Genomic DNA, 13,254 nt, shown 5'->3' with positions numbered 1-13,254 from the left:
GCCGATATGGCATGGGGGCTAGTTTGACTAAAATACTCGTTGTCGATGATCACGACTTGGTACGCATGGGGATAGTGCGTATGTTGGCCGATATTGAAGGCTACCAAGTAGTAGGAGATGCCAAAAGCGGGGAAGAGGCAGTGACAAAAGCGCGCACGCTTTTGCCTGATGTTGTACTCATGGATGTCAAAATGCCCGGTATGGGTGGATTAGAAGCCACTAAAAAGTTATTAGTTGTTAACCCCACCTTAAAGATCATTGCAGTTACAGCGTGCGATGATGATCTCTATCCAACTCGCTTGATGCAAGCGGGCGCGGTAGGTTATGTGACTAAGGGCGCCGAGTTTTCTGAAATCACCAATGCGATAGATAAAGTTATTCGTGGTGATCTCTATATGAGCAATAGCATTGCTCAACAATTGGCGCTCAAAAACTTCTCAGGCAATAACAGCCAGGAATCGCCATTTGAAAAGCTTTCACAGCGCGAACTCCAAACCGCCATGCTGATTGCCAATGGCCAAAAAGTGAATGATATTGCTAACACTTTTTGCGTGAGCCCCAAAACGGTAAATAGTTATCGCTATCGTATTTTTGAAAAGCTCGATATCAATAGTGACGTTGAATTAACCCTTCTTGCCGTGAAACACAATTTACTAGACCCTGAAGCGGTCGTGTAATTTTTGATGCGATGCTCTGTTTTAGTGTAAAGTGCGGCAATGAAATATTGCCGCACTTTTAATTACCATGTCTGAAAAAAATTTCCCTCCGCATTTTGATTCGGTTCGCTTTTTGGCGGATGCATCCCAGCAGCCTGGCATTTATCAAATGTTTGATGCCGAGGGGAAAATTCTCTATGTCGGTAAAGCAAAAAATTTAAAATCCCGGCTTGCCAGTTACTTCCGTAAAACAGGCTTGTCAGCCAAAACCTTTGCTCTGGTTAATCGTATTCATCGTATTGAGGTGACGATTACTTCAAGCGAAGCTGAAGCCTTGATCCTTGAACAAAACCTGATTAAAGCAAATCGTCCGCCGTACAACATTTCGTTGCGCGATGATAAATCTTATCCGTATATTTTTGTGTCGAGTGGCGAGCCTTATCCGCGTATAAGCGTGCATCGTGGCGCAAAGAAAAAGCAGGGAGACTACTACGGACCTTTTCCCAATGTGGGAGCGGTGCGCGAAAGCCTGCACTTTTTGCAAAAAACATTTCGTGTGCGCCAGTGTGAGGATAGTGTTTTCAACAATCGCTCGCGTCCGTGCTTGCAATATCAAATCAAACGTTGTACTGCTCCTTGTGTGGAGCTGGTTAATAAAGAAGATTATGCCAATGACTTGCGCCACACCAGGATGTTCCTTACCGGTAATGGTCAGGAGCTAATGACAGAGTTAGCTAATCAGATGGACGAGGCTGCGCAAAATCTTGCGTTTGAAAAAGCGGCGCAATTTCGCGACCAGATTACTTTTTTACGCAGCATTCAGTCACAACAAGTAATTGAAGAGGGGCAGGGCGACATAGATATTGTTGCGCTGGTCACTCGCCCCAATGCAATTTGCGTGCATATTTTATTTGTGCGCCAAGGTCGTATTTTGGGAAGCAGAAGTTTCTTTCCGCAGATGGGAATCGCTGAATCACCGGCAGATGTTCTTACACAGTTTATTGCGCAATTTTATTTGGCCAGCACAGGGCGAGATATTCCACGAGAAATTATTACCAATCACGAATTGGAAGAAGTGGATCTTTTGGCAACAGCATTGCAACAAGCAATAGGTCGCCAAGTTTATTTTTCGCATAGTGTACGAAGTCATCGTGCGCAATGGTTGCAAATGGCCGTGAATGCGGCTGAACAAAATTTAATTGCACATCTCAATACCAAACAAAATTCGCTTGATAGATTTATTGCGTTGCAAGATGCCCTTCAGCTGGAGGAAATTCCACAGCGTATGGAGTGTTTTGATATCAGCCATAGCAGTGGTGAACTCACAGTTGCTTCTTGCGTTGTGTTTGACACTAATGGCCCGCTTAAATCCGATTATCGCCGTTTTAATATTGAAGGAATTACACCGGGTGATGATTACGCTGCAATGCAACAAGCTCTTGAGCGCCGTTACACACGCCTTAAAAAAGGCGAGGGCAAAATGCCGGATATTTTGTTAATAGACGGTGGCAAGGGGCAGCTATCTATCGCAAAAGCGGTATTGGCAGAGCTGGGCATTGACGACGTATTGATGATTGGGGTTGCAAAGGGGTCCACACGTAAAGCCGGATTTGAAACGCTTTATAATGCGCAAACGGATACTGAAATTGTGCTCAACAATGATTCGCCTGCGCTGCACTTGATCCAGCATATTCGCGATGAGGCTCACAGGTTCGCAATTACCGGACACAAACAGCGCCGTGATAAAAAACGTAAGACTTCAACATTGGAAGATATTCCCGGTGTGGGAGCTGTGCGCAGGAGGGAGTTGCTGCGTCATTTTGGTGGAATTCAGGAAATCCAAAAGGCCAGTATCAATGACTTAATGCGAGTCAGTGGAATTAATCAGTATTTGGCCGAAGAAATTTATGCATTTTTCCATAATGAATAGTCGATAGTGTATCATCCACCTAAACTTGCACGCTTGGCCATGCTACTGCCTGCTCTGATTATTGTTCTGGCGAGAAATACTGGTTATGACTTTTGCTAATCAGCTAACACTTCTGCGAATTGTTTTAATTCCCCTGTTTGTGGTGATTTTTTATCTACCCGTGCCATGGGCTCATATCACCTGCGCCATTATTTTTGCAGTTGCCGCTATAACCGATTGGCTGGATGGCTATGTGGCTCGCAAATACAACCAAAGCACCGCTTTTGGCGCCTTTCTTGATCCGGTTGCCGATAAGCTCATGGTTGCGATTGCGCTGCTGCTGTTGGTGTCCTTGCATCATGATTCAGCCTGGTTTGTTGCAGCTGCCGCCGTTATTGTAGGGCGTGAAATTATTATTTCAGCACTGCGCGAATGGATGGCGGAATTGGGCCAAAGGGCAAGTGTCGCAGTTTCCTTTATTGGCAAAATCAAAACGACTTTGCAGATGATCGCAATCATTGTTTTGCTGATGGATCGTCAAGAATGGTATCTGATGGAGATTGGGTATATAGCCCTGGCAGGTGCTGCGGCACTGACTTTATGGTCTATGGTGATCTACTTGCGTGCGGCGTCTCCCTTCTTCTCTACGAGCGCGACTAAAAAATAAGCGTATTGTTGATTTTCACCGCTTAAATGCCCCGTGCATTTAAAAAAATGCCCATAACTATCAGAAAACACTAGGATTTTGAAAATGACTCCGCTAAAATTGCGCCCTCTCGAAAGGGCGCGATAGCAAAGCGGTTATGCTCTGGATTGCAAATCCAGCTAGTCCGGTTCGACTCCGGATCGCGCCTCCACATTTCTTTTACTTGCCGAAAGTAAAAGCACTCTGCCCGAGTGGTGAAATCGGTAGACACAACAGATTTAAAATCTGTCGCTCTTTGGGGCGTGCCGGTTCAAGTCCGGCCTCGGGCACCATCGTTTTTTGTAGCGATTTATTAATTTCCTTCGTAAGAAATTCATCACGTGACTTGAACCGGTACCCGGTTCAGGTGGTTCGCGCATCCATGCGCTCAGCCCTTCGGGCCAGCTGCGCTGCCAAATTTTGTTCCAGACAAAATTTTCCGGCCTTGAGTACCATCTGTTTTAATTTCGATTATTATTTTCTCTGTAAGTAATTTATTTACGTGACTTGAACCGGTGCCTGATTCAGGTGGTCGCGCATCCATGCGCTTAGACTTTCGGGCTAGCTCTGGTGCTAGATTTTGTTCTGGAAAAGCTTTTCCGGTCTTTCGAACATTTGCTTGTTAATTTTGCGTCCTGCTAATTTGTTATTTAGTTAACGTTTGGATTGTAGTTCCAAGGATAAGTCTGTGGCTTTTTTGTGAAGGGCATGAATTTGGGATTCCTGGTTTTTATTTTCCTTTGTTAATTCCCCTGCGCTTTTTAGTTTTTGGTTGTTCATACATTTATCGTATGGGGTTGATGTTTCTGCGTTAGTGGATGGCTCCACTATCATATTTGGGATCGGACCAGCTGCTCCGTCTTTTTGGGTCATGCGGTCTTGTAGCATGGCGATTCTTTTCTTCAGTGATTCAATAAGGTTTTGTTGGCTTTGGTTTTTTTGCCATAGTGAAATGTAAGTCGTTTGTTTGGTGTAAACGCATTCAGCTTCACGTTTTTTAAGTTGTGTTTGGGCTGATTCTGCACGGGTAGATTTTTCTGAAGTAGGATTAGTAGATTTGCAGGCAGTCATCATCGCCAAAGCTGCTACCGCCAAATAGAGTGGGATACTTTTTCTTTCCATTTGAATCACCTTTCTTAATTGCTGTTGATATGTGCCAGTTTCCGTTTTTGGCGTCAGCTTATTGCATCATGTTTCCGCTGATTTTCATGTTCGCTAAGTAACAATAGGTGACACAGAAAGGTATTCCAGGTAATTGGTCAGGTGTTTTTGAACGAATCTATGAGCTTGCCAAGTACTTTGAAGGCTTCTTCAATCTTCGTATCCCACAAATTTCCATAGTTTAAACGTATGCAATGCTTGAAGTTTTGGCTCGCAGAAAAAATGGGGCCGGGTGCTATGCTAATGCCCTGCGCAAGAGCGAGTTTAAAGAGTTGTAGAGAATCCACTCGCTGCGGTAATTCAATCCACAAAAAATATCCGCCTTTGGGTTGGGTGACACGAATATCTGTTGGAAAGTAACGTTCAATCGCCAACAGCATTTTCTGTTGTTGTGTTTCTAATGTCTCGCGTAATTTTCGTAAATGGCGATCATATCCACCATGTTGTAAATAATCTGCGATAGCTGCTTGTGCAGGTATCGATGGCGAAATTGTCGTCATGAGTTGCAAGCGATTAATTTTTTCAGCAAATTTTCCTCCTGCTACCCAGCCCACGCGATAACCGGGTGCGAGGCTTTTTGAGAATGAGCTGCAATACATGACCAGATTATTTTGATCAAAGCTCTTTAGCGGTTTTGGTTGATGTAATCCAAAGTAGAGCTCGGTGTAAACGTCATCTTCAATAGTGGGTAATTGGTATTGTGCAATTAGCTCACACAACTTTTCTTTCTTTTCATTGCTCATGCTAGCGCCGAGCGGATTTTGAAAGCTGCTCATGATCCAACAAGCTTTGATGGGTAAACGAGCTAAACTGTCAGCAAGAATATCTAAATCAATTCCATCTCTGGGATGCACAGGAATTTCAACTGCTTTTAATTTTAATCGTTCCAGCACTTGCAAGCTTGCATAAAATGCTGGTGATTCAATGGCAACCATATCGCCCGGATTGGTAACTGTCTGCAAACATAAATTTAATGCCTCCAATGCGCCACTGGTGATAATTAATTCATCAGCGGGATATTTATTGCCAGTGGCCATTGCGCGCAAAATTATTTGGCGGCGTAAGTTTGCGTTGCCAGACGTCATGTCGGTAACGACTGCATGTGCAGGCATTTCGCGTAAACTTTTGGTCATGGAACGTGATAAGCGTTGCAGTGGAAATAGGGCGGGGCTTGGAAAGGCTGAACCTAACGGAATCGTTGTCGGGTCTTTAATGGAGTCCAGAACTGAAAATACCAGTTCACTTACGTCGACTTCCGTTGCGGAAGTTTCTTTAAATCTGTGAGCAAGGCTCGAGTGTTCTGGTTCCGAAAGCATGCCATTAGCATTGGCGCGAACAAGATATCCGGAGCGAGCGCGTGCTTCAATCAGCCCCCTACGCTCCAGCAAATAATAAGCTTGGAACACCGTTGCTGCGCTGATTTTATGAGTGCGACTCGCTACCCGCACAGAGGGAATTTTCTCGCCGGGCTGCAGCGTACCTGTGCGAATCAATTCAGCAATTTCTTCCGCAAATTGTTCATAAAGCGTCATTAGTTTCTAGTCACTATCATTAGCTGGTTGGATGAATAAATGTAGCTGCCTTTAAAATGTTGTCAGCCGGCGAATCCAGATTAATCACTTTAAATTTGAAATCTATAAAACCCTTGGTGTTCATATTTTTTAAGCGTTTTAACGCTATGGATACGGGTAAATCAAAACGTTCACCGGGAGCTAATTCAACTTCGTAACTTTTTGGTAGATATAAAAACTCAATATTTTCCAAGGCTATTTTGTAGCGATGCCTCAATTGGGTTTTGTTGGTGATGTTTAATCGATACACATTCACAATCTCGCCCGCAGAGTTTGTGTGAAATAAATTTCTATCCCTGTAAACGCTCATGCTTATCTGCGCGCGATCCTGCAAGCTAAATACAAGTGCCGCAATAATAATGCTCAACGCAGCAACGTAAGAAAATAGGCTGGGGCGCCAAGTATTTCGTTGCTCGCCTGCAAGTTCTCGTTCAGATGTATAACTAATCAGTCCACGCGCGTAGCCCATTTTATCCATAACTGAATCACAAGCATCAACACAGGCGGCGCAGCTAATACAATCCATTTGTAAACCCTGGCGAATATCTATTCCGGTTGGGCACACCTGAACGCACATATAGCAATCAACACAATCACCCAATCCGCGTGCTTGGTAGTCTTCATCTTTTTTGCGAGAACCGCGTTTATCGCCACGCGCGCTATCGTATGCAACTATAAGAGTATCTTTATCGAACATCACACTTTGGAAGCGCGCGTAAGGACACATGTGTGTACATATTTTTTCGCGTAACCAACCTGCGTTAAGATAGGTGCAGAGCGCAATAAATGCGACCCAAAAACAATAATCGACTTCGAGTTTCGCGCTAAATAGCTCAGGCACCAATTGTCTTATGGGGACGAAATAACCCATAAAAGCTATGCCCGTCGCCGTTGAGGCTAAAATCCATAAGCTGTGTTTTGAAACTTTACGGAAGACTTTATTCACGGAGTAGGGAGCAGAATCTAGCTTTATGCGTTGGTAGCTATCGCCCTCGGTGATTTTTTCCATCCAGATAAATGCCCAGGTCCAGGTACTTTGAGGACATGCGTAACCGCACCAAACGCGCCCTGCAAACACAGTAACAGCCAGTAGTAGAAATGCACTTATAATCATTGCAAACGCGAGCAGCGAAAAATCCTGCGGCCAGAAGGTCGCGCCGAAGACGTAAAATTTACGTTCGTTTAAATCCCATAGGACCGCCTGATGTCCGTTCCAATTAATCCACGCGGTCGCGAAAAACAAACAGGCCAAGGTGCCGGCAATGCTCACGCGAAGATTTTGAAATCTCCCCAAAAAGCTTCTGACATAAATGGTTCCGCCAATCTGCGACGGGGTAAGCTTTTGATTCTGATATGAATCTTGGGCTGAAGTAGGGATATTGTAGGCAGGGATAGGTTCGTTCATTCACTCACCATTTGGTTGAATACTTCAGCCTATTATGTTTTTCCAAGTGTATTCATAACAGATACAGAAATTATTTAAAATACCGTATCAGATGAGTTGGGGGCTGTGTTGGAGTTATAACCTTATTCGCTAAAATGTTCCCTAAAAGCGGGTTTTGATGGTAGTTTAGAATCTAAGTCACATTTTCTTGGGATGATTTTATGCCTAGTGGTTTCGGAACCAAGCTTGTTATAGCTATATCTTCGCGCGCTTTGTTTAATCTGGACGAGAGTCACAAGATTTATGAGAGCGAGGGCCTGGATGCCTATGCCCGCTACCAGATTGAACATGAAGACGAAATATTGGAGCCGGGCGATGCTTTTCCGCTGGTCCAAAAGCTTCTATCGCTGAACAAGCATTTGGGTGGAGAACCTCGGGTTGAGGTGATTTTGCTATCGCGCAATAGCGCTGATACGGGCTTACGGGTTTTCAACTCTATCCAACATTACGGTCTTAATATTACTCGTGCTGCTTTTAGTGGAGGTACGTCGCCTTATGGCTATGCCACAGCTTTTGGTTGCCACCTGTTTCTTTCAACCAATGCAGAAGACGTAAGGCATGCGCTTGATCACGGCATTGCTGCTGCTACCTTATTGACCTCAAAGAATAAAACCGAAAATGCAGAGCAGATTCGCTTTGCATTCGATGGTGATGCAGTCTTATTTTCGGATGAGGCAGAACGGATCTATAAGCTGGAAGGGCTAAGTGCTTTTACAGAGAAAGAAAAGGCTTCTGCCAAAGAACCCTTATCTGGCGGGCCTTTTAAGGAATTTCTCGCAGCCCTGCAGGGGTTGCAACGTGAGTTTGGCGAATACGATTGCCCAATCCGCACGGCTTTGGTTACTGCCCGCTCGGCGCCTGCTCATGAGCGTGTTATTCGTACTTTGCGGGCCTGGAATATTCGTATTGATGAATCCTTATTTTTAGGCGGTTTATCGAAAGGTACTTTTTTAAAAGCTTACGGGGCCGATGTTTTCTTTGACGACCAGCGTGTCCATTGTGATTCTGCCAGCGAACATGTGGCTACTGGACATGTCCCCCATGGCATCGCGAATCAGCTCTTAGATCTTCCGGCTAAGTTGGAATAAAAAAAACCAAGTAAAAAACTATAAAAATCCTGGATATGGTCTAAAGTTGTAAGAAACCGGCTTTTTGCGATATATGCAAATAAATTGGAAATTAGTGAAATCGCTAGCTATTCTGGAAAAGCATAACGCTGAAGAGTTTTTATAACTGTTAACTGCAACTGCAGTTTAACGAAAATCCTCCAGTTCAATGAGCCATTTGGAGGGCTTATGAAGCTGCAACAATTACGATACATCTGGGAAGTTGCGCACCACGACCTTAACGTGTCGGCAACAGCGCAAAGTCTCTATACCTCGCAACCCGGTATCAGTAAGCAAATTCGCTTGCTTGAAGACGAACTGGGCGTGGAAATTTTCTCGCGTAGCGGTAAGCATTTGACTCGTATTACGCCCGCTGGTGAAGCCATTTTAAAGAAAGCTGGCGAGATCTTGCGCAAAGTAGAAAGTATCAAACAAGTTGCGCAAGAGTTCAGCAACGAGCGTAAGGGTACCCTCACGATTGCGACGACCCACACTCAAGCGCGTTACGCCTTGCCGCCGGTAATCGGCCAATTTATCAAGCAGTATCCAGAGGTTGCACTGCATATGCATCAGGGTACGCCTATGCAAATTTCTGAAATGGCAGCTGATGGTACTGTCGATTTCGCGATTGCAACTGAAGCCATGGAATTGTTTAGCGACTTGATCATGATGCCATGCTATCGCTGGAACCGTTGCATTGTTGTGCCTAAAAACCATCCATTAGCTCAAGTTTCACGCTTAACACTTGAAGATGTTGCCAAGTTCCCAATCGTGACTTACGTGTTTGGTTTTACCGGCCGCTCCAAGCTGGACGAAGCCTTTATCAACCGTGGATTGGCTCCGCGCGTGGTATTTACAGCGGCGGATGCGGACGTTATAAAAACCTACGTTCGCCTTGGCCTAGGTATCGGGATTATTGCCCATATGGCCTATGACCCAGCGGTGGATACCGATTTGGTTTCGCTCGATGCCAGCCATTTGTTTGAAGCGAGTGTGACCAAGATTGGCTTCCGTCGTGGTACCTTCTTGCGCGGCTTCATGTATGACTTTATTGAGAAGTTCGCACCGCACCTTACTAAAGATATTGTCAACGAGGCTTTCAATCGCCATTCGCGAGCCGAGTTGGACGAACTCTTTGAGGATGTAAAAATCCCAACGCTTTAATCTCCAAGAGCCGACGCAAGTCGGCTTTTTTGTATTCACTCCTTAATTCCTCATCCCAAGCTTCATTGGCCAGTCCGATAAAATAATCTTGTACAATAAGTTTGCTATGTATAAGAAATGGCGGTAAATTTATACAAGTTAAATTATTTGTATAGATTCTGGCGGCTATGATGAAAATTCCTATAGGTGTTAGTCAGTGTTTATTGGGTGATCCCGTCAGGTTTGACGGTGGACATAAACGCAACCGCTACCTCACGGATGTACTTTCCAACTTTATTGAGTTTCGCCCCGTCTGCCCGGAAGTGGCGATTGGTCTGGGTATCCCTCGTAAGCCCATTCGTCTAATTGTTATTAATGGACAAGATCGCATCCGTGGTGTGGAAAACCCCGATCTCGATGTGACCGATGCCTTGGTTCAACAGGCTGAAGTAGCGGCAGAATCTATGCCAGAAATTTGCGGCTATGTTTTTATGCAAAATTCTCCGAGCTGTGCCGCTTACGGCTTAAAGCGTTACGGAGCAAATGGTTATAGCATCGACAGTAATGGGCGCGGAGCCTACGCCAAACGGTTTATGGAATTGATGCCACTGATTCCAGTAGAGGAAGCAGGGCGGTTGACGGATGCTGGCTTACGGGAAAATTTTATTGCGCGGGTTTTTGCATTGCACGACTGGCGAAAAAATCTGGAGCACAACCCAACCCCAAAAAAAATAATTGAATTTTATTCGCGCTACAAATATCAAGTGATGGCGCATCACATACCAAGTTATTTTGCGATTGGAAAGTTTTTAGCGAATTTAACTGCGCGGCCTATCCAGGAAATAAACCAACATTTTATTCACTTGTTGATGACTGCTTTGAGTCATCGTGCATCTCGTAAAGGCAATACCAATGCTCTCATGCATTTGCGCGGTTACTTGAAGTCCCACATTACCAAATTGGAAAAAGAAGAACTTGGTCATTTGATTGAGTCTTATTCTAAAGGAACAGTTCCGTTGGTTGTTCCGCTCACACTCCTGAAACACCATTTGATGACGCTTGATAATCCCTACCTGAAAAACCAAACCTTTTGGTCTCCCTATCCAGAAGTATTGGGGTTGCGTAATGAAGTATTGAGCGTTTGAGGGGTAATAAGATGAACGATAATCAAAGGACAACAGCTGCAATACCGATTCGGGAAATATCGCGCTTAACGGGTGTTAATAGCGTAACGCTGCGTGCGTGGGAGCGTCGTTACGGTTTGATTAAACCACTTCGTACACACAAAGGACATCGCCTTTATCGTCGTGAAGATGTTGAGCTTGTTAAAAAAATTCAGGTTTGGCTTGCGCGTGGCTTAGCGATTGGAAAGGTCAGTGAACTGTTGGATTCAAACCAATTTTCTTATGAGCTAAGCCTTGAAAATATCTGGCACAGCTATTTGGTTGAATTGTTATCGCTAATGTCTGAACTTAATTTGGGGAAACTGGATGCCTGGTTCAACCAATTATTTTCGGTGTACCCTACTGATTTGATAGCAGACCAATTGATCATTCCCGCTCTGGATAGTTTAAGTGATGATATTTATGGTAATGCCATTAAAAAATCAATTTTAACGAATCGCTTATCAGAATATCTGATGATGCTGACACAACATCAGCGCCAGCAATCGAAACGAAATCGAGTTGCTATTGTTCAGCTAACGGCGGAAAACAATTCATTGCTCAATGTGCTCTTACATTACGGGCTCACTAGCCAACAATTCCAGAGTGAATTAATTGGGTTAACCACCGCTAGCGAAATCGTTTTTGCAGTAAAACAACTCAATCTAGATGCTATTGTTGTTTATAACGAAACTTGTTCAAGTCTGGCGGACTTCCAAAACTCGCTTCAACAATTAGTGCAAAAAATATCAGTGCCTATTCTTGTGGGTGGCAGCGTTGCGCTTGCGATAAATGCGGAGTCTACCGCTTATTTACACATTGTTCGAAAAGCCGGATTGCAGACAGTGTTTTCTGCACTGAATAGCATTTTTCCTGCTGATACTGAAACCATTCAGGTTGAGCTATGAAGATACAGGGAAAATTTTACAGAATAGTCTGGTTTAGAAACGACCTTCGTGTTCACGACAACCCGGCTCTGTTTCATGCAGCAGAAGATCAGCAAGGTGTGTTGGCAGTTTATTTTATCTGTCGTGATATGTTGCAAAACCACTGTGTTGCTCCAGCGCGAATAGATTTTATTCGGCGTCATCTTTTACTCTTAAAAAGTGATCTTGCAGCTCTCAATATTCCATTGCTGGTAATTAATCTGGATAGCGCGCTGGAAATTATTCCGCATTTTCAACAATTGATTAAAACACATCATATTGAAGAATTGTTTTTTAACGCAGAATATCCGTGGGATGAGTTTAACCGCGACAAACAGGTGTCGGAAGCTTTGCGTACTGATGCAGTAAAAGTAAAGCGTTTTCATGATCGCGTTATTATTCCACCGGGTATGATTCGAAACGGTAAAGATGAGCCTTACAAAGTTTTTACCGCCTTTAAAAATAATTGGCTTAAGCAGGCGAGGGTGTTACAGCTTCAGCCTTTGAAGAAGCCAAAGCGGCAACCGGAACAGCCTATTGTTGTGATGAGTGATAAAGCCTTAAACGATTTGTTTAAAGGCTTAGACTTGCGTGATTTGTCTGCTTTGTGGCCCGCAGGTGAAAAAGAAGCAAGTAGTCGGTTAAAGCAATTTATTAAGCAACATATTGCTGATTATCATGTTGATCGTGATTTTCCAGATCTTGAGGGTACATCGCAATTGTCTCCCTACCTGGCGATTGGTTCCATATCACCGCGTCAATGTATTGCTGCGGCTTTGCAAGCAAATCAGGGAGAGTTGGATTCTGGTAATCCTGGAGTGACAACCTGGATCGGTGAATTGATTTGGCGGGATTTTTATCAGCACGTAGTGGTTGATTTTCCATACGTGTGTAAATTCAAAGCTATGCAAAAGCATACGGAAGCTTTTCCGTGGCGCTACGATCACACATTATTTAAAGCATGGTGCGATGGGGAAACCGGAATTCCCATAGTGGACGCGGCTATGTTGCAACTAAAAAAAACTGGCTGGATGCATAACCGGTTACGTATGGTTGTTGCTATGTTCCTGACCAAAAATTTGCAAATCGATTGGCGTATGGGGGAACGCTATTTTATGAGCGAGTTAATTGACGGGGATTTTGCAGCGAACAATGGCGGTTGGCAGTGGAGTGCTTCCACAGGTACAGACGCGGCACCTTATTTCCGGATTTTTAATCCGGTCAGTCAGTCACAACGATTTGACGTTGAGGGTGCTTTTATTAAAACCTATTTACCAGCACTCGCGAAGGTACCTTCAAAGGTGATTCATAATCCACCGCCTACACCTGGCTACCCGCTACCCATTGTTAATTTATCGCTCAGTCGCAAAGAAACTATCGCATTATTTTCTGCGCTAAAGCCTTGAATATGTCGTAACAGGATACAAATAAAATTCCGGCATTTATACTCTATGCTGAGTTCGACAGGTTTTGATTTTTGAAAGTTAAAG

11 protein-coding genes and 2 tRNA genes are annotated in these 13,254 nt (G+C 44.2%); 10 read left to right on the top strand and 3 right to left on the bottom strand.

Going from position 1 to position 13,254, the window contains the following annotated elements; all coding sequences use genetic code 11:
• Positions 1-23 precede the first annotated feature (23 nt).
• From IE104_RS07705 to IE104_RS07685, 5 genes are all read left to right on the top strand, one after another.
• Complete coding sequence (locus tag IE104_RS07705) at positions 24-677, top strand: response regulator (protein WP_189417242.1); 654 nt, start codon at positions 24-26, stop codon at positions 675-677.
• A gap of 67 nt (positions 678-744) precedes the next feature.
• Positions 745-2,586: an excinuclease ABC subunit UvrC gene (uvrC, locus tag IE104_RS07700; protein WP_189417239.1), complete on the top strand. Its 1,842-nt coding sequence runs from the start codon at positions 745-747 to the stop codon at positions 2,584-2,586.
• A gap of 85 nt (positions 2,587-2,671) precedes the next feature.
• Positions 2,672-3,232 carry a CDP-diacylglycerol--glycerol-3-phosphate 3-phosphatidyltransferase gene (gene pgsA / locus IE104_RS07695; RefSeq protein WP_189417236.1) on the top strand — a complete coding sequence of 187 codons (561 nt, stop codon included), beginning with the start codon at positions 2,672-2,674 and terminating at the stop codon, positions 3,230-3,232.
• 116 nt (positions 3,233-3,348) lie between these two features.
• Positions 3,349-3,422, top strand: a tRNA-Cys gene (locus IE104_RS07690).
• A 34-nt stretch (positions 3,423-3,456) separates the two neighbouring features.
• Positions 3,457-3,543 (top strand) — tRNA-Leu (locus tag IE104_RS07685).
• A 361-nt stretch (positions 3,544-3,904) separates the two neighbouring features.
• Here IE104_RS07685 and IE104_RS07680 read toward each other — a convergent pair.
• The 3 genes from IE104_RS07680 to ccoG form a co-directional block, all read right to left on the bottom strand.
• Positions 3,905-4,381 (bottom strand): hypothetical protein, encoded by a 477-nt coding sequence (locus tag IE104_RS07680; RefSeq protein WP_189417233.1) that lies wholly within the window; start codon positions 4,379-4,381, stop codon positions 3,905-3,907.
• Positions 4,382-4,509: 128 nt separating this feature from the next.
• Positions 4,510-5,943 carry an aminotransferase-like domain-containing protein gene (locus IE104_RS07675; RefSeq protein ID WP_189417231.1) on the bottom strand — a complete coding sequence of 478 codons (1,434 nt, stop codon included), beginning with the start codon at positions 5,941-5,943 and terminating at the stop codon, positions 4,510-4,512.
• 19 nt (positions 5,944-5,962) lie between these two features.
• Positions 5,963-7,387, bottom strand: a complete 1,425-nt coding sequence (ccoG, locus tag IE104_RS07670; RefSeq protein WP_189417228.1) for a cytochrome c oxidase accessory protein CcoG — start codon at positions 7,385-7,387, stop codon at positions 5,963-5,965.
• A gap of 200 nt (positions 7,388-7,587) precedes the next feature.
• On the opposite strand from ccoG, the gene IE104_RS07665 reads away from it, so the two are divergent.
• The 5 genes from IE104_RS07665 to phrB all read left to right on the top strand — a co-directional run bounded on the left by IE104_RS07665 (position 7,588) and on the right by phrB (position 13,170).
• A complete protein-coding gene (locus tag IE104_RS07665; RefSeq protein WP_189417225.1) occupies positions 7,588-8,514 on the top strand; it encodes a 5'-nucleotidase in 927 nt (308 codons plus the stop codon).
• Positions 8,515-8,721: 207 nt separating this feature from the next.
• Positions 8,722-9,696 (top strand): HTH-type transcriptional regulator CysB, encoded by a 975-nt coding sequence (gene cysB, locus IE104_RS07660; RefSeq protein ID WP_189417223.1) that lies wholly within the window; start codon positions 8,722-8,724, stop codon positions 9,694-9,696.
• Between the two features lie 167 nt (positions 9,697-9,863).
• Positions 9,864-10,820: a YbgA family protein gene (locus tag IE104_RS07655; protein ID WP_189417208.1), complete on the top strand. Its 957-nt coding sequence runs from the start codon at positions 9,864-9,866 to the stop codon at positions 10,818-10,820.
• Between the two features lie 11 nt (positions 10,821-10,831).
• Positions 10,832-11,746 (top strand): MerR family transcriptional regulator, encoded by a 915-nt coding sequence (locus IE104_RS07650; RefSeq protein ID WP_189417205.1) that lies wholly within the window; start codon positions 10,832-10,834, stop codon positions 11,744-11,746.
• Positions 11,743-13,170, top strand: coding sequence for a deoxyribodipyrimidine photo-lyase (gene phrB, locus IE104_RS07645; RefSeq protein WP_189417202.1), 1,428 nt, complete (start codon positions 11,743-11,745; stop codon positions 13,168-13,170). Before IE104_RS07650 ends, phrB begins: the two co-directional genes overlap by 4 nt.
• The last annotated feature ends 84 nt before the right edge of the window (positions 13,171-13,254 follow it).

Origin of the sequence: Cellvibrio zantedeschiae, from assembly GCF_014652535.1 — a bacterium.
Lineage (GTDB): Bacteria > Pseudomonadota > Gammaproteobacteria > Pseudomonadales > Cellvibrionaceae > Cellvibrio > Cellvibrio zantedeschiae.
This window is presented reverse-complemented; position numbering and strand designations above follow the sequence as displayed.

Coding starts and splice junctions, on each gene's coding strand:
- uvrC (WP_189417239.1), top strand. CDS start 745: ATGTCTGAAAAAAATTTCCCTCCGCATTTTGATTCGGTTCGCTTTTTG.
- pgsA (WP_189417236.1), top strand. CDS start 2,672: ATGACTTTTGCTAATCAGCTAACACTTCTGCGAATTGTTTTAATTCCC.
- IE104_RS07675 (WP_189417231.1), bottom strand. CDS start 5,943: ATGACGCTTTATGAACAATTTGCGGAAGAAATTGCTGAATTGATTCGC.
- ccoG (WP_189417228.1), bottom strand. CDS start 7,387: ATGAACGAACCTATCCCTGCCTACAATATCCCTACTTCAGCCCAAGAT.
- IE104_RS07665 (WP_189417225.1), top strand. CDS start 7,588: ATGCCTAGTGGTTTCGGAACCAAGCTTGTTATAGCTATATCTTCGCGC.
- cysB (WP_189417223.1), top strand. CDS start 8,722: ATGAAGCTGCAACAATTACGATACATCTGGGAAGTTGCGCACCACGAC.
- IE104_RS07655 (WP_189417208.1), top strand. CDS start 9,864: ATGATGAAAATTCCTATAGGTGTTAGTCAGTGTTTATTGGGTGATCCC.
- IE104_RS07650 (WP_189417205.1), top strand. CDS start 10,832: ATGAACGATAATCAAAGGACAACAGCTGCAATACCGATTCGGGAAATA.
- phrB (WP_189417202.1), top strand. CDS start 11,743: ATGAAGATACAGGGAAAATTTTACAGAATAGTCTGGTTTAGAAACGAC.